Annotated in this window: 25 protein-coding genes; 15 read left to right on the top strand and 10 right to left on the bottom strand. The window is 64.4% G+C overall.

All coding sequences use genetic code 11. The features are described 5' to 3' along the window. Nucleotides 1-123: 123 nt before the first annotated feature. From Harman_RS11530 to Harman_RS11465, 14 genes are all read left to right on the top strand, one after another. Complete coding sequence (locus tag Harman_RS11530; RefSeq protein ID WP_137683945.1) at nt 124-762, top strand: HAD family hydrolase; 639 nt, start codon at nt 124-126, stop codon at nt 760-762. Further along, nucleotides 756-1,679 (top strand): adenosylcobinamide-phosphate synthase CbiB, encoded by a 924-nt coding sequence (gene cbiB, locus Harman_RS11525; RefSeq protein WP_137683944.1) that lies wholly within the window; start codon nt 756-758, stop codon nt 1,677-1,679. The genes Harman_RS11530 and cbiB overlap by 7 nt, the downstream gene beginning before the upstream one ends. Continuing rightward, on the top strand, nt 1,670-2,473 hold the full coding sequence (gene cobS, locus Harman_RS11520; RefSeq protein WP_137683943.1) for an adenosylcobinamide-GDP ribazoletransferase: 804 nt from the start codon (nt 1,670-1,672) through the stop codon (nt 2,471-2,473). The genes cbiB and cobS overlap by 10 nt, the downstream gene beginning before the upstream one ends. Next, nucleotides 2,473-3,012 (top strand): NTP transferase domain-containing protein, encoded by a 540-nt coding sequence (locus Harman_RS11515; RefSeq protein WP_200830886.1) that lies wholly within the window; start codon nt 2,473-2,475, stop codon nt 3,010-3,012. Before cobS ends, Harman_RS11515 begins: the two co-directional genes overlap by 1 nt. Nucleotides 3,013-3,105: 93 nt before the next feature. Next, nucleotides 3,106-6,129: a PAS domain S-box protein gene (locus tag Harman_RS11510; RefSeq protein ID WP_160140682.1), complete on the top strand. Its 3,024-nt coding sequence runs from the start codon at nt 3,106-3,108 to the stop codon at nt 6,127-6,129. Nucleotides 6,130-6,202: 73 nt separating this feature from the next. After that, nucleotides 6,203-7,258: a threonine-phosphate decarboxylase gene (locus tag Harman_RS11505; protein WP_137683940.1), complete on the top strand. Its 1,056-nt coding sequence runs from the start codon at nt 6,203-6,205 to the stop codon at nt 7,256-7,258. After that, nucleotides 7,251-7,961 carry an adenosylcobinamide amidohydrolase gene (locus tag Harman_RS11500; RefSeq protein ID WP_137683939.1) on the top strand — a complete coding sequence of 237 codons (711 nt, stop codon included), beginning with the start codon at nt 7,251-7,253 and terminating at the stop codon, nt 7,959-7,961. The genes Harman_RS11505 and Harman_RS11500 overlap by 8 nt, the downstream gene beginning before the upstream one ends. A 69-nt stretch (nt 7,962-8,030) precedes the next feature. After that, entirely contained in the window at nt 8,031-8,681 is a 651-nt protein-coding gene (locus Harman_RS11495; RefSeq protein ID WP_137683938.1) for a cob(I)yrinic acid a,c-diamide adenosyltransferase, read from the top strand. Between the two features lie 381 nt (nt 8,682-9,062). Then, on the top strand, nt 9,063-9,515 hold the full coding sequence (locus tag Harman_RS11490; protein ID WP_235007195.1) for a hypothetical protein: 453 nt from the start codon (nt 9,063-9,065) through the stop codon (nt 9,513-9,515). Between the two features lie 444 nt (nt 9,516-9,959). Further along, nucleotides 9,960-10,205, top strand: coding sequence for an antitoxin VapB family protein (locus Harman_RS11485; RefSeq protein WP_137683937.1), 246 nt, complete (start codon nt 9,960-9,962; stop codon nt 10,203-10,205). After that, nucleotides 10,202-10,600, top strand: a complete 399-nt coding sequence (locus Harman_RS11480) for a PIN domain-containing protein (protein ID WP_137683936.1) — start codon at nt 10,202-10,204, stop codon at nt 10,598-10,600. Before Harman_RS11485 ends, Harman_RS11480 begins: the two co-directional genes overlap by 4 nt. Before the next feature lie 574 nt (nt 10,601-11,174). Further along, on the top strand, nt 11,175-12,653 hold the full coding sequence (locus tag Harman_RS11475) for a cobyric acid synthase (protein ID WP_137683935.1): 1,479 nt from the start codon (nt 11,175-11,177) through the stop codon (nt 12,651-12,653). Between the two features lie 60 nt (nt 12,654-12,713). After that, nucleotides 12,714-13,481 (top strand): nucleotide-binding protein, encoded by a 768-nt coding sequence (locus Harman_RS11470; protein WP_137683934.1) that lies wholly within the window; start codon nt 12,714-12,716, stop codon nt 13,479-13,481. Continuing rightward, nucleotides 13,478-14,035: a hypothetical protein gene (locus Harman_RS11465; protein WP_137683933.1), complete on the top strand. Its 558-nt coding sequence runs from the start codon at nt 13,478-13,480 to the stop codon at nt 14,033-14,035. The genes Harman_RS11470 and Harman_RS11465 overlap by 4 nt, the downstream gene beginning before the upstream one ends. Before the next feature lie 187 nt (nt 14,036-14,222). Here the strand turns inward: Harman_RS11465 and Harman_RS11460 are convergent, their stop codons facing one another. The 3 genes from Harman_RS11460 to Harman_RS11450 form a co-directional block, all read right to left on the bottom strand. Next, a complete protein-coding gene (locus tag Harman_RS11460) occupies nt 14,223-14,456 on the bottom strand; it encodes an HTH domain-containing protein (RefSeq protein ID WP_137683932.1) in 234 nt (77 codons plus the stop codon). A gap of 287 nt (nt 14,457-14,743) precedes the next feature. Next, on the bottom strand, nt 14,744-15,559 hold the full coding sequence (locus Harman_RS11455) for a helix-turn-helix transcriptional regulator (protein WP_137683931.1): 816 nt from the start codon (nt 15,557-15,559) through the stop codon (nt 14,744-14,746). A gap of 70 nt (nt 15,560-15,629) precedes the next feature. Then, nucleotides 15,630-17,228, bottom strand: a complete 1,599-nt coding sequence (locus Harman_RS11450; RefSeq protein WP_137683930.1) for an FAD-binding domain-containing protein — start codon at nt 17,226-17,228, stop codon at nt 15,630-15,632. Between the two features lie 149 nt (nt 17,229-17,377). Between Harman_RS11450 and Harman_RS11445 the strand changes: the two genes are divergently transcribed. Next, nucleotides 17,378-17,893, top strand: a complete 516-nt coding sequence (locus Harman_RS11445) for a hypothetical protein (protein ID WP_137683929.1) — start codon at nt 17,378-17,380, stop codon at nt 17,891-17,893. Between the two features lie 54 nt (nt 17,894-17,947). Here the strand turns inward: Harman_RS11445 and Harman_RS11440 are convergent, their stop codons facing one another. The 7 genes from Harman_RS11440 to Harman_RS11410 are packed head-to-tail and all read right to left on the bottom strand — an operon-like array spanning nt 17,948 to nt 24,856. Then, the gene (locus Harman_RS11440; RefSeq protein WP_137683928.1) at nt 17,948-18,481 is read right to left on the bottom strand and encodes a DUF7261 family protein; all 534 of its coding nucleotides are present in this window, start codon (nt 18,479-18,481) and stop codon (nt 17,948-17,950) included. Then, nucleotides 18,478-18,882: a DUF7262 family protein gene (locus tag Harman_RS11435; RefSeq protein ID WP_137683927.1), complete on the bottom strand. Its 405-nt coding sequence runs from the start codon at nt 18,880-18,882 to the stop codon at nt 18,478-18,480. The genes Harman_RS11440 and Harman_RS11435 overlap by 4 nt, the downstream gene beginning before the upstream one ends. Further along, entirely contained in the window at nt 18,875-19,579 is a 705-nt protein-coding gene (locus tag Harman_RS11430; protein WP_137683926.1) for a DUF7263 family protein, read from the bottom strand. The genes Harman_RS11435 and Harman_RS11430 overlap by 8 nt, the downstream gene beginning before the upstream one ends. Next, nucleotides 19,576-20,022 carry a DUF7266 family protein gene (locus Harman_RS11425; protein ID WP_137683925.1) on the bottom strand — a complete coding sequence of 149 codons (447 nt, stop codon included), beginning with the start codon at nt 20,020-20,022 and terminating at the stop codon, nt 19,576-19,578. Before Harman_RS11425 ends, Harman_RS11430 begins: the two co-directional genes overlap by 4 nt. Further along, nucleotides 20,015-20,740: a DUF7289 family protein gene (locus Harman_RS11420; protein ID WP_137683924.1), complete on the bottom strand. Its 726-nt coding sequence runs from the start codon at nt 20,738-20,740 to the stop codon at nt 20,015-20,017. Before Harman_RS11420 ends, Harman_RS11425 begins: the two co-directional genes overlap by 8 nt. Beyond that, a complete protein-coding gene (locus Harman_RS11415) occupies nt 20,737-22,629 on the bottom strand; it encodes a type II secretion system F family protein (RefSeq protein WP_137683923.1) in 1,893 nt (630 codons plus the stop codon). Before Harman_RS11415 ends, Harman_RS11420 begins: the two co-directional genes overlap by 4 nt. Next, nucleotides 22,619-24,856 carry a type II/IV secretion system ATPase subunit gene (locus Harman_RS11410; protein WP_137683922.1) on the bottom strand — a complete coding sequence of 746 codons (2,238 nt, stop codon included), beginning with the start codon at nt 24,854-24,856 and terminating at the stop codon, nt 22,619-22,621. Before Harman_RS11410 ends, Harman_RS11415 begins: the two co-directional genes overlap by 11 nt. Between the last annotated feature and the right edge of the window lie 276 nt (nt 24,857-25,132).

Below are 25,132 nucleotides of genomic sequence, written 5' to 3'. Positions count from 1 at the left end.
GCTCGTCTGGAATGGCTGGATTTCGAACACCCGGAAAGCCCCGACAGCAGTACCACCGCCCACAGACGCCCCAGTCCCGATCCACCCCAACAGTTCAAGTGAGCTTGCACTAACCACACAGGTGTGGCACTCTCGTTCGATCTGTTCGGGACGCTCGTCGCAACAGACCGACCGGCAGCGCCGTGGGACGCCGTTGCGGAGGCGCTTGCCGCCCGGTCGGTACGAGTACCGGACGACTGGGAGGACGCCTATCGCTCGGCCCATCGCGAGTACGACCGCGGCCGGGAAGCGCCGCTTGACGAGCACGTTCGGCTGGCGCTTGCCAGCCGCGGGGTCGAGATCACTGAGGCGACGGCGGCCAAGGCCGTCCTCGATGCCTTTGACGGCCCGGTAACAGTCCGCGACGGAGCAATCGAGGCGCTGGACGCTGCCGCACAGCGGGGACCAGTCGCCGTCTGCTCGAACTGTAGCGTCCCGGGGCTGGTCGAACGGACGCTCGCCCGGTCCGACATCGAGGCCCGGAGCGGGCACGAGTTCGACGCTATCATCACCAGTGTCGGCTGTGGCTGGCGGAAGCCGCATCCGAACATTTTCGAGACAACCGCTGATGCGCTCGACGTGGCGCTCTCGGGCCTCATTCACGTCGGCGACGACGCCCGGACGGACGGCGGCGCGGGCCGTGCGGGCGCGCAGTCGGTTCTGCTGGACGACGACTCGCTGCCCACGATAGCCGAACAACTCCGGGAGGGAGCGCTGTGCTGAGCGCGCTGGCCGTGGCCGTCGCCGCCGGGCTGGAACTCGCCGTCGGTGAACCACCGACCCGGCTCCACCCCGTCGCGTGGTTCGGGCGGCTCGTCGGAGCCGTCGACCGCGAATGGAACCACCCGCTCGCGGTCGGCACGCTGGCTGCGGTGCTGTTGCCGTTGGGCGCTGCTGCCGTCGTCGCCGGAGCCGTGATGCTGGCCGCCAGGCTCGAACCGCTCGCCGCTGTCGCGCTCGCCGGCCTCGTGCTGTTCCTGACCACGAGCCTCCGCAGTCTCCTTTCGACCGCTCGGGGCGTTATCGCCGACACCGAAGCTGACCTCCCGGCCGCTCGGGACGGGCTGCTCGCACTCGCTGGCCGCGACGCCAGCGACCTCTCGGCGGGCGAAGTCCGCAGCGCTGCCGTCGAGAGCACGTCGGAGAACCTCGCCGACGGTCTGGTCGCGTCGCTGGCCGCGTTTGTTCTGGGCGGGGTCGTCGCCGCGGGTGTCGGCCTTCCACCGCTGCCCGTCGCTGCCGGCGCAGCGGCCTGGGTCAAGGCCGTCAACACGATGGACTCAATGGTGGGCTACCGCTCGAAACGCGTCGGGACGCCTGCGGCGAGGCTCGACGACGCCGTGATGTGGCTCCCGGCACGAGTGAGTGCGCTTCTGCTCGCTATCGCCTGTGGGTCGCCCCGCTCGGTAGCCCGCGCTCGGTCCTGGCTAGACGGCGTGCCCTCGCCGAACTCCGGGTGGCCGATGGGAACGGCTGCCGCAGCGCTCGACGTTCGACTCGAAAAGCCGGGCGTGTACGTCCTGAACCCCGCGGGCCGGCTCCCCGACGCAGCGACGGCCCAGCGCAGCGTGACGCGGGTTGGCATTGCCGGAGTACTGGCGTATCTGTTGGCTGGCGCGGGGGTGTTCGCGTGGTTCTGACCGCGGTTCGGGGGGCGCTTGGCTTCCTCTCGCGGCTCCCGGTCGGCCACAGCGAGCGCGCCTGGGAGGCCTTCGTCGGGACGCCGGCAGCGTTCCCGCTGGCCGGCTACGTCGTCGGCGGCCTCATGGCGCTCCCGTTCCTCACCGCCGGGCTGCTCCCAGCGCCGGTCGTCGCCGCGGCGTACCTCGGAAGCGTTGTCCTCGTCACCGGTGTCAACCACGCCGACGGTCTAGCCGACCTCGGGGACGCCGCCGTCGTTCACGGCGACCCCGCGGAGCGCCGCGACGCGATGCGGGATACGACCGTCGGCGTCGGGGCCGTCCTCGCGCTGGGGACCGTGCTTCTCGCGCTCGCGCTGGCCGCACTGGCCGTCGCTGGACTTCGGCCGCTTATCGCCGTCGCGCTGGTCCTGGCCGCCGAAGTCGGGGCGAAGCTCGCGATGGCGACGCTGGCCTGTATCGGACGGCCGAGCCACGATGGATTCGGATCGACGGTGATCGCCGGAAACGGCCCGCGACGGCTTGTCGCCTCGCTTGCCGTCGCAGTTCCGGCCGCCGTCGTCGCCGTTCCGGCGACCGCAATCGCGGTAATCACCGGCCCGCTGATCGCCGTCGGGCTCTCACGCTGGGCGGACCGCCAACTGGGCGGCGTCGGGGGCGATGTCTTCGGCGCGGCCAACGAGCTGACACGAGCCGTCGCGCTCCACGCCTCCGTCGCTATGTGGTCGCTGTTCGGTGGCGTCTGGTCGGTGCCGGTGGGCCGCTGGGGGGTGCTTGCATGGACGCTCTCGTGATGTGTGGCGGACGCGGGACGCGGCTGGACACCGAGGTTGAGAAACCACTGTTTCGGGTCGACGACGTGCCGATGGTCGACCGGGTCGTCGGCGCACTCGAAGATAGTGCCGTCGAGCGAATTATCGCTGCAACGTCGCCGAAAACGCCAGATACGCGGGCACATCTCGACGTGCACTGTATCGAGACGCCGGGCGAAGGGTACGTCGCGGACCTCGACGCGGCACTCGCCGACGGCCGGCTCTCACGGCCGGTACTGACCGTCGCCGCCGACCTGCCGTTGCTTGACGGGGAGATAGTGGACCGCGTGCTCGCCGAGCACAGCGACGGATCGCTGACGGTTCTGGTCCCGGCCGCGCTGAAGCGCAGCCTCGGCGTGAGCGACCACACAACGTTCGAAAGCGAGGCCCGTGAAGTCGCGCCGACGGGCGTCAACGTCGTCGGGTCCGTCACCGACGACGACTGGCTCACACGGGACCGACGCGTCGCGGTCAACGTCAACACGCTCGCCGATGCTCGTGTGGCCGAGCAGTGGCTGTGAACTGTCTGGACGGAGACATATAACGCTGAAATGCAATTGTGTGTGGTAGTTTGTGGCAAGCAAATATGACCCCGGATGCCGTTATGTCGGGTAATGGCCGATCAGATCACTGTCCTCCACGTCGACGACGAACAAGGGTTCGCCGAGCTGACGGCCGAATATCTCGAACGGATAGCCGACGATCTGACGGTCGTAACCGAGACAAACCCTGACCACACGTTAGACCGGCTCGACGACAGCATCGACTGTGTCGTCAGCGATTACGAGATGCCCGAGCGGAACGGCTTAGAGCTGTTTCACCTTGTCCGGAACCGCTATCCCGATCTCCCCTTTATCCTCTTTACCGGCCGAGGGAACGAGGCCGTCGCCAGCGAAGCCGTCTCGGCTGGCATCACGGACTACCTGCAGAAAGACAGTAGCACGGACCAGTACACGATTCTGGCAAACCGCATCCGAAACGCCGTCGAACGTCGTCGGGCACAGCAGGAGCGCAGACGGAGCGAGCGGCGGTTCGAGGCGGTGTTCCAGGACCCGCAGGTCCAGGTCGGCGTCCTCGACCCCGACGGGACCGTTCGGAAGGTAAACGAGACTGCACTGACGGCAATCGGGCGCTCGCGGGAGGCGGTCCTCGGCAAATTCCTCTGGGACGTGCCCTGGCTGCCGACCGACGACGAGTCGGACGTGAGAGCCAGGGTCGAACGCGCCGCCAACGGCGAGTACGTCGACTTCGAGATCGACCACACCCGGACGGCTTCTGCTGAACGCAGTATGAACGGGTTCATACGGCCCGTCAGGAACAACACCGGCGACGTGGTGTCGCTCGTCGTCTCCGGCCAAGACGTGACAGCCCGGAACGAACGCGAGGAGGAGCTGGAACGGATCAGCAACCTCCTGTCGCGGGTCCAGCGGCTCGCAAACGTCGGCGGCTGGGAGCTCGATATCAGTACCGGACCGCCGTACACGGGGACACCGACCGACGAGTTCTATCGAATCTACGGACTGTCGCCGGGTGTCGAGTTATCGGTCGACGATCTCCTTGAGTTCGCCCATCCGTCGGACCGCGAGTTGGTCGAGGAATCGGTCGAGGGCCTACTGGAAGCGGGTGACCCCTTCGACATCGAGATCCGTATCGAGACGGTGGACGGCGAACAGCGCTGGGTTCGATCCATCGGTGCCCCCATCGAGAGAGACGGCGAGATCGTCAAAGCTCGTGGTGCAATCGTCGATATCACAGACCTGAAAGAACAGCAGGCAGAACTCGAACGGAAAACCGACTTCCTGCGCCAGACACAGCGGATCGCAAACGTCGGCGGCTGGGAGATCGACATTTCGGAGACCCCGTACGACATAGAGTGGACTGACCAGCTGTACGAGATCTTTGAGATCCCACCACAGGAGCCGCTGACGCCGGAACGGATTCTCGACTTCGTCCATCCCGACGACCACGACCGGGTCAAAGCAGAGATCGAACGGCTTCTCGAAACCGGTACGCAACTGGCATTCGAATACCGTATCCGAAGCGGGAAGGGCAACGAGCGCTGGCTTCGCGTTGTCTCGGAAGGCACCGACGACGAAACGGACGTTCTCCGCGGCGCAGTACTCGATATCACACCACTGAAACGAGCGACCCGGGAGCTGCAACAGCGAGAGGCGGAACTCAGCCGCTACCGGGAGTTCACGAACACCATCCTCGACACGCTCGATGACGTATTCGTCATCTTCGACGACGAGAGGCAGATCAGGCGCTGGAACGAGTCGCTCGTGAGCGTCACCGGGTACTCGCCAGCGGACCTCGGAGCGATGACGGTCGGGGATCTCGTGGAGACACCGGACCAGTCCGTCATCGAACGGGCATTCGAGGGTGAGAGTACGGCCGTCGAAACGACGCTGGTGACGGCAGACGGGACGACCATCCCGTACGAGTTCGTCGTTGAGCGAGTCGAAACGCCCGAGGGCGATGTGCGTATCGCCGCCATTGGTCGCGATATCTCGACCCGCAAAGAGCACGAAGAGACGCTCGCCAGGACGAACCGACAGCTCCAGACGATCCTCGAAACCACCACTGCGCTGGTGTTCGTCAAAGATAGCGACGGCCACTACCGGCGAGCAAACGAGCGGTTCCGAGAGGTCTTCGCCGACGATGAAACGGACGTGGTCGGCAAGACGGACGTGGAGCTGTTTCCGGAGGAGATCGCCGAACAGATTCGCGCAGACGACCGAACCATACTTGAGACCGAGGAATCGATCGAACGCGAGGAGGAGGTCCCGACCACCGACGGTTTGCGGACCTTCCTCACGCTCAAGAACCCGATATACGACGACGAGGGGAACGTTACGGGGATCTGTGGCGTCGCCACCGATATCACCGAGCGCGCCGAGTACAAAGCCGACATCGAGCGCCAGAAAGAGCGCCTCGATGAGTTCGCCAGCATCGTCTCACACGACCTCCGGAACCCACTCGATGTTGCGATGGGGCAGGTGCGACTCGCCAAGGCAGACCCGTCGGAGGAGCATCTGTCGGTCATCGAGCGGTCGCTCGACCGCATGCAGGAGCTCATCGACGACCTCCTGACGCTGGCCCGACAGGGCGAGAGGGTTACCGAGATACGACCGGTCGCCATCGAAAACGCAATCGAACAGGCCTGGCGGAGCGTCCAGACCGGCGAAACAACGCTCGAAACCGACGTTTCGGGGTCAATCATGGCCGACCCGACCCGCCTCCAGCAGTTGTTCGAGAACCTCATCCGGAACGCCGTGGAACACGGGTCCTCGGCCACGGCATCGGAGCCACAGGCGGAGGACGTGCTGTCCGCCGACAGCGGACAGACCCAGTCCGGCCGGCCACAGGCTACTACGAGCGACACGGACCTCATGGTGACCGTCAGGACCCTTGACGACGGTTCGGGCTTCTACTTTGCGGACGATGGGACCGGTATCCCCGAAGACGAGCGCGAATCGGTCTTCCGAAGCGGCTACTCAACCTCGGATACCGGAACCGGGTTCGGGCTTGCTATCGTCCGGGAAATCGCCGAGGCACACGGCTGGACGGTCACCACGACCGAGAGCGAGGGCGGCGGTGCCCGGTTCGAATTCCGGGGCGTCGACGCCGCGGAGTGAGCGGGACCCAAACGACATGCAAGCAACGCCGGCCACGAAACTTTCTCCACACCACCCGCCGTAGCACCTGCGCATGGACCCTGACTCGGTCGAGGGCTTGCGGGCGAGCGGCGGCGACGGGGCCACGGACGCTATCGGTCCGGACGGCCGCGTGCCACACGGCAGCAGCGACGACCCGGACCTGCTGGATTTCAGTGCGAACACGAACCCCCGCGTCCCGACGGGCGCGGCGAAGACGTACCGGAAGGCGTTCGACGCCGCCCGCTCGTATCCGGATGACGACTACCCCGAGTTCCGGGCGGCCGCGGCGACGTTCGTCGACTGCGAGCCTAAGCAAGTGATACCCACGGCCGGCGGTCTCGAAGCGATTCGCCTGGCGATCCAGACGACGGTCCGGGCCGGCGACAGCGTCCTCGTCCCCTACCCCAGTTTCGGCGAGTACGCCCGCGAAGTCCGGCTGCAGGGCGGGGTGCCGGAGTTCGTCCCACACGACGAACTGCTGACCGCCGACCCGTCCGACCACGCGCTCGCTATCATCTGCAATCCGAACAACCCGACCGGCGAGGCCGCTGACCCGTCAGCGCTCCGGGCCTTCGCCGACGACTGTCTCGCGGCTGGGACGACGCTGCTGGTCGACGAGGCCTTTCTCGGCTTCACCGACGAGCGGTCGCTGGCGGGCCATGAGGGCGTCATCGTCGCACGGTCGCTGACGAAGCTGTTCGGCCTCCCCGGCATCCGAATGGGCTATGCTGTCGGCGCGGGCGCAGCCAGGGACCGCCTCGCCACCGCACGCCGCGCCTGGTCGATGAGCACCGCTGCAGCCGCGGTGGGCGCACACTGCTACGGGCAACGCGAGTTCGTCGCGGAGACGAAGGCCCGCGTCGCCGACGAGCGAGCACGCATGCGGGAGCGGCTCTCGGGGCGGTTCGACGTGTTCCGCTCCGATGCGCCGTTTCTCCTACTGTCGGTCAGCGACAGCGAGTCCGTCGATGACATTCTGGCGACCGCCCGCGAGGCCGGTATCGCGCTCCGGGACGCCCGGACGTTCCGCGGGCTGGACGCACACATCCGCGTCGCCGTCAGAGCCTCCGAAGAAAACGCCCGGCTGCTTGACGCGCTCGATGTTTGAGACGACCGTCCGAGATGGCGTTTGCCAGGTTTACCGTGAGGGTGCCTACTGGCTCTCGACGGCGTGGGACGGCGGCTATCGAACCGCCGACGCAGTCTACAACGTCACCGTCCCAGAGGGGTTCGAACGGACCGACCTCGACGCCTACCGAGCCGAGCGGCTGTCGGCGGCTGGCTTCCCCGTCGGCCCGGCGCTGCTCACCGGCGTCGACATGGCCCACGCCCGCTGTGCCCGCAGCGGCCCGGTGTCAGTGCTGGCGACCGCGGGCCTCTCGAACCCCGCGGCGTTGCCGATGCCGACGGAGAGTGACGCGGACGGCTTCGACGGGATCGCCGCGAATCCGGCCGACAGCCCCGACTGGCGTCCCGGCACGGTCAATCTCGTCGTCGTCGTCGACCGCGCACTGGACGACGGCGCGCTGGCGACGCTGCTTGCGACAGTCGTGGAAGCCAAGGCCGCAACCTTGCTCGACGCTGCGGGCGTCCCCGGGACTACCTCGGACGCCGCCATCGTCGGCTGTGTCCCGAGCGCTGTGTCCGCCCCATTCGCCGGCAGCGCGACCGACATCGGGGCCGCCGCTCGCGTCTGTGTGCGTGACGCTGTTCGGGCGAGTCTCGCTGCTCGCTACGACGACCTGTCGACCGTCGAGGATGCGGCATACGGCGTCGTCACCGACCGAGATGCCGAAGTTTTCGAGCCGTGAGAGGGCAGTGTATCCCGCGACGCTCACGAAGTCCAAACGGCTAAACAGAATCCGGTCGAACAGACGGACATGAGCGACAACACGGCCGGACCGACCGCCGAGCCCATCAGTCCGAGCGCGCCCGAGGAGTTCGGGCTGGTCCAGGTCTGGTGGGGCGACGGCAAGGGCAAAACGACGGCGGCGCTGGGGATGGCGACCCGCGCCGTCGGCCACGGCTACCGCGTCCACCTCCTGCAGTTCATGAAAGGCGGGACCAGCACCGTCGAGGACGTGCGCGGGGAGTACAACGCTATCGCTGCCCTACCCGGCTTCTCATACGAGAACGCGGGCCACTACGGCTGGCACGGCTTCCTCGACGGCAGCGAGGACGACGAGCACGAGGCCCGCGCGAAAGGGGCACTCGACCGCGCTCGGGAGATCATGCAGGCCAGCGCCGACGCCGACCTCTCGACGCCGCAGGACGCCGACGGCCCACCGGAAGACGGCGTCAACATGCTCGTTCTCGACGAGATTCTCTACGCCGCGAATCGCGGCCTCGTCGACCCCGAGGACGTACTCGGGCTTATCGAGTCCAAGCCCGACGACCTCGAACTCGTGCTCACGGGCGGCCACGAGCGACCAGAGTTCCTGACCGACCACGCGGACCTCATTACGGAGGTCAGCAAGGAGAAACACCCCATCGACGCCGGACAGGGCGCGCGGAAGGGAACGGAGTTCTAGACGGTTCCCAGCACGCAAAGTGGGTTACCCCTTTTACAGAGTGTCATACAACTCTTGCTCTGAAACAGCGTTGTCACAACCATCTTAAACACTGAAAATTATTCTGGTGATATGGTTGCCCGCCCACGAGTTACCCGCCACGCTGTACTACTGGCCGTTGCCCTGTTGCTGGCCGGCTGCTCGGCCCTACCTGTCACAGACCAACAGACACCGACTGCTCAACCGACAGTAGAGAATTTCTCGTACCCGTCAGGATGGTCTCAAACAGGGATTACAGATATCGCTGTTGCACTGCGTACGCACGATGAGACTGTGGAAAATGTCTCCAGAAAAAGTCGACTGGCTATCATCCAGGGAGACTATAATCGCACGGTAGTGCGAATGTTTGATGCCGATGCTGGTACCGCTGCAATGAGGTTTGTTGACACGCAATTCGGGACTGACACACACGTATACTACAGCGCTAACGGTGTATACGAGTATGATCGGACGACAGGCGAACTGGACCAGCGTCCCGACGAGGATTGGGAACCAAACCGTATCGCCTCCCACGAGGGAGTTCGACGGCCCCTGTTGGATCTCGAAATAAACGCAACTGAGACTATCTCCGTTGAGGAGACGACAGCTGTCAGATACACCGTAACTGGCATCAGGAAACCTGACTCAGTCCCATCCAATACCGCAACCGGACACATAGTCGTTACCGAGGATGGGTACATCGCAGAATACAATATCACAAGAGGAAACGACGAGTTCACCCGACAGACAATATACGATGTTTCTGAGTTCGGAAATGCGAAGGTGGCCCGGCCAGCGTGGATGCCCGACAAGTAGCCATTATCGGCTGCGATAGCCCGTCTATCGCGAAGTGAGGAAGATCCACTATTGTTTAGTTAATTTACATTATTTGCTGAGCCACAACCTCGAAGGATGGATTTGTTGTGTACGTTAATTGTGTCTGCTATCTTCCAAGACTACCATCAGATGGGTATTGAGAGACAAAACACCGAGAATGAGAAGAACCGACGGCAATTCATACTGTTCGATTTGTGTAGATGAGTGTCGTGTCGGGGAAAAACTCCCAATAACTCAGCTACAGCAAGAGGTGGAACTGATTCATAGGCTACCTGTATTGAGCGATTCTTGGCCTGCACTGACTAGATTTCGACCTGTATAACGAGTCGTTATAAAAAATTCTCGGCGACCACGATCCGTGTGGTCGCACTCAAAACCACTCCACAAGCATTAATCAATGTCAACGCTAACGTCAACGTAACAATGGCGACCGCAGATGAACAAATCCGGGTGAGTGACCGAGTGAAGCGACAGCTTGACCGTCGCCGGCGTGAGGGCGAATCGTTCAACGACGTGCTCGAACGCGTCCTCGACGAGAGTGACGAGACGGACTTCTACGACGGCTTTGGCATTCTCTCGGATGACGACGCCAACTGGATTCGGGACAAGGGCGAGAAGTCGAAGGAGAAGCGGAAAGAGCGGATGCAGCGGTTAGACGAGAACACATGAAGGTTCTCGATACGAACTTCCTCATTGACTACCTGAGCGGCCACCCTGCCACAGAAACGTATTACGAATCGAACGGTGGTGGGGAAGAACTGTGGGTAATGCCTGCACCCGCCCACGCAGAAGCACTCGTTGGTGTCGGGAACCTCCCATCGGGCGGTTTTGAAGAGGCGGCTGAAGCGCTGTCATGGGGTGAGGTCTACGAAATCAACGGTGACCTGTCGGTTGAAGCAGGGCGGATCGCCGACGAAATTGGACCAGAGGGACCATATCTTGACGGCGTCGACGCGCTCGTTGCTGCGGTTGGGCGAGAACTTGATGCGCCAGTGGTCTCAGCGGATAGTGATCTCACACACGAGGAGACGAAACGAGTCATCAACGTTGTAGAGTACCGCTGATTACTCACATATTCATCTGCGCGCCCTTCAGAGGAGGCGCACAAACGCTACGGTTTATCGGACAAGTCGTTATTCATTATCGCAGGTCTGTCTTTGAGATATGGCCGCTCGGTATGCGTGCATATTGCGCCTGCAACCCCGACCAAATTCGTTACTCAGCGCTGTGTGGAGGAACGAAACCGCAGTTCGAACAGCCGTTGTGTTTCGTCGTCTGGTAGCTCAATCCCGCGCCGCAGTTCGGACAGTTGTACTGGTCGAAACTCATCAGTGTCACAAAGCGTTCGACAACATCTGAAATTTCACACGATATATGTCTACTCTTTTTAACTGGATAGTCCGTGTCACGGTTTCGAAATAGCCACTTTCACTAGAGTAGGCTGGTAGAGGGTGTACTGACGGTTTCAAACCGGGTGTGACAACAGTTCTATGGCACCCCCTCTTTTGGTTGAATATACTACAGTAAATAGCAGGTGAATTGCGTAACCGAATCTAGTTGCTGTGGACGCAGTAACCCTAAACCGGTTTAGCCGTCTGAGCGAAAGACACCAGTGCGTCCGTCTCCCAACACAGCCTGATGGCCCACACGCTGCTGGTCGCGGGAACGGCGAGCCACGTCGGCAAGTCGACCGTCGCGGCCGGCCTCTGTCGCTATCTGGCCGACCGGGGTGTCTCCGTCGCGCCGTTCAAGGCCCAGAACATGAGCAACAACGCCCGGGCGACGCCCGGCGGCGAGGTCGGCGTCTCCCAGTACGTCCAGGCCCGCGCGGCCGGCGTCGCGCCGTCGACCGACCACAACCCAGTCCTCCTGAAACCGCGGGGCGACGGCGAGTCGCAACTCGTTCTCGACGGCGAGGCGGTCGGCCACTTCGAAGCCCGAGGATACTACGACGACCACTGGGAGGACGCGCTGGAGACCGCCCGTGCGGCCCACGACCGACTCGCGCAGTCCCACGACGTACTCGTCGCGGAAGGGGCCGGCTCGATTGCCGAAATCAATCTGCACGACCGCGACCTGGCGAACGTCGAGACGGCGCGCTTTGCCGACGCCGACATCCTGCTCGTCGCCGACATCGAACGCGGCGGCGTGTTCGCGTCGCTCGTCGGAACGCTGGAACTGGTCCCCGACGACATCCGCGAGCAGGTGGCCGGCGCAGTCATCACGAAGTTCCGCGGCGACCGGTCGCTGCTTGCCCCCGGCGTCGAGGAGTTCGAGGACCGAACCGGCGTGCCCGTCCTCGGTGTGATTCCCCACGACGATCCCGGGCTCCCCGAAGAAGACAGCGTCGCGCTGCCGCCGGTCGGCGAGCGGTCCGTCGTCGGCGACGATGACGGCGTGACCGACGACAAGAGCGTCACCGTCGCAGTCCCGCGGCTCCCGCGCATCTCGAACTTCACCGACCTCCAGCCACTCGCCAGCGAGCCCGGTGTCAGGGTCGCGTACGTTCCGCCCGATTCGAGTCTCGACGACGCCGACGCGGTGGTCCTGCCGGGGAGCAAAAATACCGTCGACGACCTGCTCGCGCTCACTAAGGCAGGCTTTGGCGACCGCCTCCAGTCGTTCGATGGCCCCATCGTCGGCCTCTGTGGCGGCTACCAGATGCTCGGCGAGGCAATCACGAACGCCGACATTGAGGGCACCGGCGATGCGGACCGCGTCGAGGGCCTGGGACTGTTGCCGGTGACGACAGAGTTCAGCGAGTCAAAGACGGTCGAACACGTTGAGCGGGACCTCCATGGCGTGGGGCCGCTCTCCGGTGCGAGCGGGACCGTCGAGGGCTATGAGATTCACATGGGCGACTCGACGCTGACCGGCGAGGCGGCCCGGCCGTTCGACAGCGACGGAGCGGCGACCGACGACGTGCTGGGGACCTACCTCCACGATCTCTTCGTCAACGACACCGCCCGAGATGCCTTCGTGCGAAACACTTTCGCAGCCGCCGGTATCGATCCGCCAGCGGCGAGCGAGCAAGATAACGGCGACCCGTACGAACGAGCGACGGAACTCATCGCAACCCATGTCGACCTCGGACCGCTCGGGCTCCCCGAGCAGTGATCGTTTGATACTCCTCTCACTTCCGGAAATTTATATACAGCTAGCTCGCAATATTTCCCAATGGTCGAAGTGTTCGCGGTCGCCAGCGGGAAGGGGGGGACCGGCAAGACGACAAGCGCCGTCGCCCTCGGAATGGCGCTTGCCGACCGCTACGACGTGACGGTGGTCGACGCCGACACGGGGATGGCGAACCTCCTCTTTCACGCGGGCCTCTCCGACGCCGAGACGACGCTACACGACGTGCTGGCCGACGACGCGCCAGTCGAAGCGGCCACCTACGACCGGTTCGGGCTGACAGTCGTCCCCTGCGGAACGAGCCTAGACGGGTTCAGGGACGCCGACCCGAGTCGGCTCCGGGACGTGGTCGCGACGCTCGCAGAAGACACGGAGGTCATCCTCCTCGATTCGCCGCCGGCACTTGACAGCCGGACCGCCGTGCTTCCGATCGTGCTGGCCGACCGCATCGTCGTCGTCCTCCAGCCGACGATTCCAGCCATCTCGGACGGCCTGAAGGTCCAGGAGTACGCGACGACCTACGACACGGACGTGGCCGGCCTCCTGTTCAACAAGGTCCGCGAGTCCGAGTCTATCGAGGAGGTCTCGGCCAAGACCGAGCGGTACTTCGACGGGCCGACGCTGGCGTCGGTCCCCGAAAGCGAGCGCGCCCGCGAGGCACGCCGCGCCGGTCGGCCGCTACTGGCCCACGCCCCCGAATGCGAGGCGGCGACCGCCTACCGGGCGGCCGCCGAGGCGCTCACAGTCCAGGACGGGACCGCCGCCGACGCCGCCGACCGGTTCCAGAGCGCCGTCATCCCCGAGTCACGATGAAGCTGCCCCGCGGCCGACTCGACAAGTCCCGCGTCGTCACGGACCCGCGGGACACGTTGGCTGACGTGCTCGACCGCGAACTGACCGGCTACGCCGTCTTCGAGTCACAGGAGACGCTCCTGCTCGACGGTGAGGGCCGTGGCGTCATCACGTTCACCGACGGCGTGCCGGTGCTGGCCTACCACACCGGCACTGACCGTGGCGGCCCGCCAGCGCTCGCGGACCTCGCTATCCCCGGCCCGTATCACGTCTCGCTGTACGCCCTCGATCCCGCCGACCTCGAATCGGCGCACGACGCAGCCGACCTTCGGGTCCCGCCCGGAATGCCCGCCGAGCGCCTGGGTGGGGACCCAGCACTGGCTGATAGCACACGACGGGCGGCCCCCGATGAGCGGCTGTCACCGACGGGTAGCGACGACGTGGCGACGACCGAGGACGGAGCCACAGAACGAAGCGCCGTCGAGGCGTTCCTCGACGACACGGAGAAAATCGAGGCGATCAAAGACCAGGCGCGCTCGGAGGCCCGCGAGCGCGCTCAGCAGTGGGAGTTCTGAGGTCGACCCGCAGAACACCACTGTCAGCGGAGGCCCGCCGTCTCCGGATGACGCCACGCACTGGCGCTATCGACCTGTGCCACTACGTGCGGTCAGCGTGTGGACCTCCTGAAACCCGCGCCGGACCTGTCGAACCGCTGCAGTGTGACACAGCCTCGATTCCACTCTGAAAAACCGCCGTGACGACTCACTCGGCTCGCACCGGGATCCACCACACCCGCGACCGCCCGCCGACTTTCTTGCTCGTGATGTCGGTTTCCGATTCGAGATCGTGGAGCTTGTTTAGCGCGGTCCGGCGCGAACAGCCGAGCCTGTCCGCAACCTCTGACGCTGTGAGTGGCTCCGCGTAATCGTTCCGGTGTTTGAACACCTCGATAACGTCCGATTCAGTGTACTGGATCTCTCGCCCAGGCGGAGACATACTTCTGTTAACGATTGCCACACACTTATACTGTCGGCAATTGTTTCATTCTCGCTGAGATATAGGAAAACCGTCTGTGACTGGAACCGAATCGACGGCCGACAGAACTGATGATGTGTGGGTGTTACAACCCCTGTAACATGTGGTGGTGCCGAGAACAGTTACAGCAAATAAGTATAGGCACTCACACGCAGTATCCTGTCTCGGGGATACGCAATCCCGCCCTCCAGTGAGTGCTGGAGCGCTGACCAGTGCTCCCTTCGGCCCTTCATACGCTCACCAGCGGGTTACTGCTGGGTTTCCTGTACCGATAGAACTGTGGCAAGCGGTTCCGAACGCTCTTTATACCGGTCAAACGTCGCGTCGGCCCAGCTATAGACCGCTGTGGCGTCGGATTCGGCTATCGCACGGACGTTGTTCCGGTCGTCGTAGGCTGCCAGACAGACCCTCGAGCGGTCCATCGCGAGACCGATGTCGAGCGGGGTATCGTGGACGTACGTGTCGATGTTCTCGTGTTCGACGCTTCGTTCCAGTGCGTCAGTGAAATCGGACTCGGACCGTTCGAGCACGTCGTGGTCGATGATGAAATCGATGTGCGTCCCCGATTCGAGCAACTCCAGGGCGGCATCGTTGAACACCGATGTCACGATTGGCGAGATGGCCCGAACGTCGCCGTCGACCTCCCGTAACCAGTCGGTGAATCGATTGATGGCCGTCAGTGGATTCTGCTCGGAACTTGTTGTGAGACAGTCGGGGTCTAACAGGTCCGTCGGGAGATCCGTTGCGAGGGGACCGAGATGGGCGGCCAGCGGCCCGACCGCGCGAGCCCGCTCGACTTCCCTGAGAAGCGCCGTGTACCGGTCGAACACCCGCTCTCCGGTCACCGTAAGCTGGTACTCACCGTCCCGTTTGACGACCCACTGCCGGTCGGAGAAGCCCGCGAGTATCCGCTGGATCGTGGTCCGCGTCGCGTCCACCGTGTCACACAGGTCGGTGGGCCGTGCCGGACGCTCCTGCAGCTGGGCCAGCACCGCGAACCGCTGGGGTGAGCCGGTGAGGAACTGACAATCCTCGAATGCGGTGTCGTCCGGACCCTCCGTCATTGCACATATCTGGGTGGGCGACCGTCTTAGCCTCTTTGCTGTTTGGCACCGTTGGGCGAGCAGTCAGGCCCTACTCGCCGAACGAGCCGAGACTGGTCTGGGTCCCGCCGTCTTCCGTGCCGTCTGACGCCTCCGTTCCGTGTTCCGCGGCAATGCGAGCGGCGGCCTCGCGGCCGCCAGAGAAGGACGCGCGGCGCGCGATATCCGGGTCCCGTAGGGCGTCGGCCGCCTCGGTGCGAATCCCTTCGTAGCGACGGCGGAACGTCTGTCGGGCTGTGTCGTAGTCGACGACCGGGTGCGGGTAGTCCTCGCCGATGTCGACGCCACAGGATGCCTGGACATGGACCGGTGTCTGCTCGGGCCGGTCGAGGTACTCGTCGGGGAGCGGTTCGAGTTCCGGCACCCACCGACAGATGAACTCGCCGTCGGGGTCCTGGTCGCGGACCTGCTTTCGGGGGTTGTACAGCCGGAGCGTCGGCTTGCCGACCAGTCCGCACTGGGACTGCCACTGCGTGTAGTTGATTGCCGCTGAGGCGTCGATGAGATGGTGGTAAAACCAGTCCGCACCGATCCGCCAGGGCTGCTGGAGGAGGTGGTAATACACCGACGCACACATCGCCCGCATCCGGAAGTTGAGCCAGCCCGTCCCCTTGAGACAGCGCATCGACGCATCGACCAGCGGAAACCCGGTCTGCCCGTGCTTCCAGGCTTCCACCAGGTCGGGATCGTACTGGTCTGCGTTGAACCCCTCGAACACCGGGTTCACTGCCGTATCGAGCCAGCCCGGCCAATCGTCAAGTTTCTGCTCGTAGTGCTTGTTCCAGTACAGCCGCGAGACGAACATCTCCTTCCCGCGGCCGTCGGGCGCGTACTCGTCGATGTACTGGACGACCTGCCGCACGGAGAGACAGCCGAAGGCGAGATACGGCGAGAGCCTGCTGGTCCCGCCCCGCGCGTCCGTCGGTGCGGAGATGTTACCCGGGTAGTCGCCGATGCGCTCGACGAACGCAGACAGTCGCTCACGTGCGGGACCGGTCCCGCCCCGTGGCACGTCGGATTTCGACGGCGTGAGGTCGTAGTGGTCCTCGATTGCGTCGATGTCGATACCGCTGTCGAAGGTCCGGGAGGTGACCGACCCAGGGTCCCAGTCGCACGGGTCGGCGGCGAACCACGCCGACACGTCGTCTTGCCACCCGTCGCGGGTTTCCGTTCGGTCCCGCACCAGTCCGTCGCCGTCAACGAAAGTCACACCACACTGTTCCCGCACGCGCCGGTCCCGCTCCCGACCGTAGCGTCCCGTCGGAACGGCCATCGTCACGATGTCCCAGCCGGCCTCGCGGAACCGCTCCAGCACGTCCACCGGATCCCCGTGGGCGTAGGTGAGCCCGCGACCCGTCGCGGTGTGGTACTGGTCCGAGAGGTCGGCCAGACAGTCGTGCAGAAACCGGATGCGACTGTCACAGGCCAGCCCGTCCGCGCCGTAGAACGCCGGGTCGAACACGAACAGCGGGAGCAGGGACTCCGACGCTGCGGCCCTCGCTACCGCGGCCTGGTCGCGCACCCGCAGGTGCTCGCGATGCCAGACGACCGTCCCGGATTCGTCGTCGTCAAGCGCCGGAATCGTGTCCTGCTGTGGGATGAGCGTGTCGTCCGACTCCAGTTCCGGCATACGCGCTATTGGTGCCTCATTGGGCCACAGATACCACTGTCTTTCGGCTTTCGGAACCACACCGTTCGTGACGGGGCTCGGTGACCAGCGCAGGGGGTTCCGATATGGCGACCAGAAGGGTTACCCCGCGGGACCTGCCCTAGCCGATAATGGAATTCGAATCCACCCGCCGCCGTTTCATGCAACTCGCCGGCACGAGCGCGACAGTGTCTCTCGCCGGCTGTAACGCTCTCCTTGGCGGAGACGGCGACGGGTCAAACGCGGGAACAGGACCACAAAACCAGCAAACCGCGGACGCCGATGCCGCGACGGTCACGGTTGCCATCGAACCGGACCAAGCGCAGCTACAGCAACGCCAGCAAGAGATCCAATCCGAATTCGAAGCGGGGAATCTCACGCAAGGCGAGGCCCAGTCGGAATACCGCACCGCCCAGAAGAACCTTGCCGAAGACGCAATCAACGCATTTACCGAGCGCGCGACATCGGACCTCGGTCTCACCGTCGACGATTCAGTTTCCCTAGCGGGTGCGCTGCTGGTCACTGGCCCACCAGCCGGCCTCATAGACTCCCTCTCGGTTGAAAGCGTCACCGGCCTTTTCCCGCAAGCAACATTCGAACAGATCCGGTCGCGGGTCCGAACTGGAACGCCGACAGCGTCGGAGTGACATCGTCAGTGGTTCGCTGAGTTCCGGTGCAAGCGTCGTTTTTGATTCGGACGCTCACCGCGATGATCGACCGCTGGGTTCCAGAACCACAGTGACAGTGGCTTCGCCGCGTTCGGTCGTCGTCGTTAGATCGACACCGACAGCGAGAACGTGCGTGCGGCCCACACGGTCCTGAACGACGACGCCACGGTCGACGACACAGTCCCCAAACTGGCGGTCCGGGCCGGATGGGCAGTTACTGTCTCTCCACTGCTGTGTCGCGGTACCGTTGTAGGTTATATTGTAATGGACGCCGTCTTCGATGCGGGACGTTTCGAGTCGGTCGAGCCGCGGCCGCAATCCTGTACGAACGGCCGTCACCGCCGCATCTCTCGCGGCCCAGGCGTACTGGCTCGGAATCTGTGCGCTCTCCGTTGCGACAGCACGTTCCAGGACTCGGAGGGCGTCAGCCGAGGGGTCGTCGTCGTAGTCAGCCGACGCACGAACATCGTCGTGATAGCCCAGTTGCAGCGAGGCGAGGACGATGGGGACGAGTGCGACAGCGACGACTGTGGCCGCGACGAGGACCAGCTGCCCGCGCCGGGTCATGCGTACCACACGATAATTCGGACGCTGCCGTGTCCCGTCGGTACAGTTGTGGTCCCGGTACTGACGCCGTTGGGTGTCGGGGTTCCGACGGCACCGTGTGGCGTCTCGACACGGAAGAGGATGTTCTCGGGTAGGATACGAGTGACTCGATCCGCGAGTGCGTCCCGTTCACGGTCGAACGCCGCCGGGCTCGCAACGATTTCCTGGAGCCGTGTCGCCCCATCGTGTCGCGGCGGATCGTTCGCGAGAACCGCCGCCGTATCGGAAGCGTACGCATCGAGCTGTGGTCCCTGTCTGTCCGGCGCTGGCGTCCCCAGTGCGAACCCGAGCGCGACGCCGAGAATCAGCACCGTCCCGAGCGCAACCTCGACGAGTGACAGCGGGAGCTGACCTCTACGCATCGACAGTCACCACCAGCGATTCCTTCGTTGACCGCGGGGCGTCGTAGCTAACGGTTACGTTTCCGGGTTGGATCGAGCCGGCTCGCTGGAAGCGGAGCTCAGTCGTCTCATAGGGAATCAGCGGAACCTCGTAGCTGCCATCCAGCCCGCTCCGGTTGTGCAGGACGACCCGGTCATTGGCACGGACTGTCCAGATCGTAGTGCCGGCCGGCGGGTCGATTGTTACTGTGGCCTGTGCGCTCCGGCGAGGGAGCGTCACTGTGTCCGTCGTCGTCAGGTCGGGCGTCAGCGTCCGTGATTCACGGGCTTCGACCACAACGAGTCGCGTGATCTGAGTCCCGCTGTGAACCGCTCCACTGCTCGCAATTTCCGTATCGGCCACCTCGACCGATACTGCGTACTCGGTGGCCGGCGGCGCGCTCCGTTCGAGGGCCGACTGGTCGAAATCGTCCACCCGGGAACGGTTGAGTACGTTGCTCCGGGCAGCCAGCGGGCCGTCAGCCGAGACAAGTCGGTCAGCGATAGCGGCTGCGACCCGCCGCTCGTCAGGGGTCCGTTCCGCGCCAGCAATCGCAGCGTCGGCCATCGAAACGCCCAATCCCGTGACGACTGTCAGCAACACGAGCGCGATTCCCAGTGCCGGCAGCGATGTCTGGGCGCGCTCGGTGTGAGCGGGGCAGCGACTCATCCCGGTCATCGCTCCACCTCCAGTGTCACTGTTACCCGCCCCCGCGTTCCGGAAACGGTGACCACCGTTGGACTGCCGCTCTGCCATTCACCTTCGAGGGCATTAACTCTGTCAGGCAGTACCAACTGTGACCACCCGCCGATTTCAGGATCGGGATGGTCAAGCACGAGGGCGTCGCCGTCGGCCCGGATGCTGTACCCTGTGCCGTCGATAGTAGCTGGAAGGGAGACCCGGACGGTCGTCGAGACAGTCCGGCCATCCGGCGGGATGGCCTGTTCGACGCGGGCCGTCGCTTCGGCGAGCGTTCGGTCACCGAGTTCAGCGCCGACTGCAGATTGATATGCCGGGACAGTACCACCGTACAGCGTCGTCGTCACCAGTCCGATGTACAGCAGTACCAGCCCCATGCTCAGCAGTTTCTCGACGACCGTACTGAGCGCGCGGTTATCCATGGCTCACCTCCGTCCGCATATCGTGGCGGACCAGATACAGCGTTCGTTGGCCGGGGAACGACGCCACGACGCTCTGGACGCCGTCGCCGTCGATATCTCTGACTTGCGTCGTTGCACCGACCCGCTGGAAGTACTCGGCGAACGGACGGGGCGTCTCCGTCTCGATGGCAACGCTGTAGTTGTCGGTCGGGAGTCGCTCGCGCTCGTGGCTGATGTTTTGTCGGATGCCAGCTGTCACACCCCCGGTTCCGGAGACCGTCCCGCCGCTGGCGTTGACAAGCGGTGCGCCGACGATGACTGCGGTATCGTCTCGCGTCGCCGTCACGGGCAGGTCTGTCTCGAGCCACGCGTTCCCCTGTGTCCCGCGGACGACGCTCCCGCCGAGGAAGCGAACGCGGTTGTCGCCGGACTCGTACACCATCGCGTCGATGGGGACCGCTCGCTGAACACCGGAATCATTGAGAACCCGAAGTTCACGTTCCACGGTAGTCAGCCGCCCATCCGTGAACCGCACGCGAGCGGTCCGCTGGCCCGTCTGTTCGACCGGCCGGAACGCTGTCTCGAAGGTGTTGGCAACGCGAGTTTCGTCGGCGGTCGCCGTGTGGCCGTCAACGACGCTTCCGACGACGGCCGTCAGTCCGCCGAGGGCGACGACGGTCAGTCCCAACAGCAACACCACGCCGACTACGTGGGACTGGGCGTCGGTGTCGCCAATCAAATCAGACCAGCCCCCGCGAAAACGACGTAGGCGATGAGTACCAGCCCCGAGGAGTGCAACAGCGCCTCGTACACCCCTCGACTCGCCGTGCCGGCGAACCAGCCACAGGCCAGCATCGTCGCCTGTGTCACGACGTAGAACCGGTGTCGCTCCCGGGCCGGCTTGATCGCGGTCGGGTCGAAAGCGATGTTCGCGCCGCCCGAGACGGCCGACAGTTGCGCGAAACTATCGAGGACGTAGACGTTGACGGCGACGGTAATTCCGATGACCAGAAGTGCCGTCGTCCAGCCGACTGCAACGTAGACCAGCAGTGCTGAGCGGATTGATTTCCGAAGGTGGTAAAGTTGACCTATCTCAGTCTGTAATGTTTCGAACACGTCCTCCGCATCGCTTCCCGTATCCAGCGCGCCGACGACCAGCCCGATAGTCTGTTCGGCCATCGGCGTGCCGACACGGTCGACGAACTGGTCCAGCGCGGCGGCCCGTCTATCGGCCGCCGAATCACCGGGACTATCGCCCAGTGAGAGCGTGAACGCGAGCGACTGGACATCGCTGGCGAGCGCGCCGAGTTCTACGTCGTCGGCGACGCGTCGGACCGCCTCCGGGAACGGGCGGCCCAGCGCGACGTGCCCGGCAACAGCGTGGACGAAATCCTGTATCTCCCGGTCTTTCGCGTCGTCCGTTCTGGCCCGCCGGACCGTCACTGCGCCGACCGGAATACCCACCGTGGCGTACGAGAGGAGCGCGACGTTGACCGGGCGATAGCCAAGCGACCAAAGGCCGACCGCAACGACGGCACCCAACGGCACGCAGGCGACAAGCGCACTCGCAGGATTTGAGGGGAGTGAAGTGAGTATCGCGACGGGGCCGTCCGGCAGGCTGTAACTCGGAGCGGCCGTGTTCCGCGGCCTGAGCGTAGCGACGACGAACGCTGCCAGCAAGCCGGCGGCCATCACGAACGCCGCACTGCCGTAGACGACGATGGCGCGGACGGTCGTCTCTCCGAGCGGCGTCGTAACTGGTTCGGAGAGTCCTGGCGCGAGGATTCCCATCACGGTGACGATGAGTACCACGAGCGCGGGCAGGACAAGCAACACGACGAACAGTTCGGCGAGCAGTTCGAGGTAGCCGGTCGCGCGCTCGTGCTGGCGGCTCTGCTCATGTGAGAGTAGCCGCCCCTCCATCTCTAGATACCCCTCCAGTGCCTCGGCGCTCTGATTCGCGTGTTCGCGGAACTTCAGCAGGAACGGGGCGAGCAGGTCCCGCGATGGCGTCTCGCTCGCTACCCGTTCGATACCCGTGTCGAGGCTGCCGGTTAGGATTCCCTGATTGAGCGCCCGCCGGAAGGCGACAGCTGTCTCGCCGTAGGCATCCTGTTCGGCGACGGCGCGTAACATCTCGCGGCGGTCGTGCGTTCCCGACGCGAGGACTCTGAGGTAGCGGACCGCACCGGGGAGCGTGGCTGCGATGTCCGCACTCCGTGCGCTCGCAACCCACGAGAGATACCGGTTTCCGGCGAGGAACACGGCCCGTTTGAGCGTGAGGCCGGCAACGGTTCCGAGGACAGCAGCCGTGAGACTCCGGGGAACCGCTGGGAGCGCCAACCGATTGATCACGGGGAGGCTCTGCTGGAGCACCGCGACGAACGAGTCGAAGGTCCCGGACGGGACAAGCAGGGCCGTCGTCGCAGTCCCGACGATACCGACGAAAAGCGCTAGCCACGACAGCCCGTACACTCTGGCGACGTAGACGCCAAAGCCCGTGCTCGGATAGGCGGCCCGGTAGCGGTCCCGGGTGCTCGCGTGCCGGTCGTCCTCGGCGTGGTGGGCAAACAGGGCATACAGGCCCCGGTCGAGCAAGCCGAGGGTGCCGCCGCCCTCAGTCGTCACCCGTACTGACCTCCAGTTGCGGGTCGTCGGGCGCCCCGGCCTGTCGCCGCAGTCGCTCGACGGTCGCTGCCTCGTTGGTCTCTAAGTCGGCCAGAACGCCGAACAGGTCGTCGAAGTCGGTCAATCCCTCCTGGACGAGATACTGCACGTAGCGGTGGCGGCGGTGGAACGCGTCTTCGACGGCCGACACCGGCTCGTCCCGGAGATCCGAAAGCCGGTCGAGAATGCCGGTATCGACCCGCCGTTGCTCGTCCCCGAACTGCGGGTGGTCGTAGGCGAGATCGAAGCTCCCGTCGGGTCGCCGCCGGCAGACGCTGTTCCAGTGGATAGTCGTCCCGTCCTTGTGTATCGTCCCGCTCCGGTCGCTCCCACTCTCGACGACGGATGGGTCCTCAACGAACTCGACCACGTCGCCGACGTACCGGTCTCCGCCGACGTGACGCGGGAACACAACGAGGTCGATCTCTTTGAGCAGGTAGGTCGGCAAGCCCTTCTCGATGACGCGGTTGACCAGCGAATCGATGTCGTCAGCGTGGGTGGTACCGATGACACCATGGCCGGTGTTCAGCGTCTCAGCAAAGGTTTCGAAGGACGCCGCGGTGTTGATCTCTGCGATGACCTCGACATCGGGATTGAGATAGTTGCACTGTGTCATCAGGTCCGCCATCGTCACCCGGCGGTGGTCCCGTTCGTGCTCTCTGGTGGTGAGCGAGACGCCGGTCTCGTGGGGTATCCGGACCTCGCGTGACCCTTCGTCGATGCTGATGGGACGGTCGCGGTACGGGATAAACGGCATATGGGCGTTCATCAGCGTCGTCTTGCCTGCCCCAGTCGGTCCGGAGAAGAGAACGACGCCGTGAGATTCATAGAGGAGCCACAGCAGCGCGACCAGTTCCGTCGGGAGCGAGTCCCGCTGCACCAGATCGACCGGGGTCATCGCGTCGGCCGACTGCTTCCGGATAGAGATGTGTGGCCCGCCCTCGCTGATAGTCGGCAGGGCAACGGCACAGCGGATAGTGTCGTCGGCGTCGTGCAGTCCGTCGCCGTCGGGGTCGATGTTGACCTTCGCGCTCGGGTTCGATGCGTTGAGTTCGACGCCGTCGTCGGCCGCCAGTTGCGTGACGACGTTGACGAACGCCGCTTCCGAATCAAAAGCGAGATTGGTTGGCACACGACCGTCGTGGCCGAGGTCAGCGCGTGGCAGGACCTTCACCCGCTCGTCGACCCGGTTCGCTTCGATATCCTCCAGCGTGTGGTCCCGAATCGGGACGGTGAGCTTCCCATAGCCGACGAGGTCTCGGAGGACGTAGTACAGCAGGTCGTCAAGGCGGTCGTCAGCGAAGCGATGATCGACCGGCGGCACGGCCAGATCGAGTTCGGCCAGTGCCGACCGGACCCGATAGCGGGCGGCGTCGACCCACTCGGTCGTGTTGCGGACAGTCAGCTGTCGGGCCAGTAGCGAGCGCGCACGCTCTCGGACAAAGGTCACCCGGTCGTCGACCACGCCGTTAACCCCGGTTTCCCAGACGCGCTTCTTACACACCTCGATGAGCTGTTCGTCGCCGGGGAGCAGGTCCGGCTCGCGGACAGCGTATTTCGTCGTGAACGGGTCCGCACCGAGCAAGTGCTCGCGGTAGACGACGACCGGGACCTCGAAGCCCTGAAACCGAACCGTGTGGCGTTCGACACGCTCGCTCGCGAAGCGGTTGAGATATTCGGGGTCCGGGCCGAGATCCGTTTCGGCCGGAGCGTAGTCGTCGGTGTGGACGACCACACCATCATCGGTCACGTCGGCCACGTCGATGCGAGAATCAAGCGCATATGGTGTCAGCTCTGCGAAACACGCCAGCGACGAGAGCGCATGGTACTCGATACGCCGTCGGCTCGCCGGTGACGCGTCGATCAGCCGGTCGATTACCCGTCGATGCTTCGCGTCGAAACCCCCGTTCATTCGCTCGACGGCTCCCTCACGGGTCCGCGGGCGCTCGATGTTCGCACCGGCGAAGTGCGACTCGATGGTCGACAGTGCGTCAGCCTCGACCGTCGATAGCACCGGATCCCGGACACTGTACCGGAACCCGCTCCGTTCCCGGCGGACGGTCACGACAACGCCCGGATACACCTCGTCTTGCTCCCGAACGTCCGGCGCGTACCAGGCATCGGCGTCGTCCGGCGGCGTCGGCGCGGGAACCACCGGGGCGATCTCCGTGTCGGCCTGTGCGGTCATAGACCGGTTTAGACCGCCCATTCTACTTAAAGTTGTAGACTTAGTTTTGTGAAATATATTGGAATATAATGCACCGCTACCGACGGTTGGAGTGGAAGCAGAGGCCGTGCCCTCGTCGGCTCCGACACAGAGCACCGACAGACAAAATCGCCTGATAGGCCCACAGAGACGCGACCACTGAGCGGTCAAAACGATATCTCAGGGTCGTTACGCCGACATGTGTGTGTTTTCGAATTATGCACCAGAATTATCAAACCCGTACCGACCCAGCAGTCT

This window comes from Haloarcula mannanilytica (genome assembly GCF_005406125.1).
GTDB classification, from domain to species: Archaea; Halobacteriota; Halobacteria; order Halobacteriales; family Haloarculaceae; genus Haloarcula; species Haloarcula mannanilytica.
Note: the sequence above shows the minus strand (reverse complement) of the source record. Positions and strands in the feature narration are given on the sequence as shown.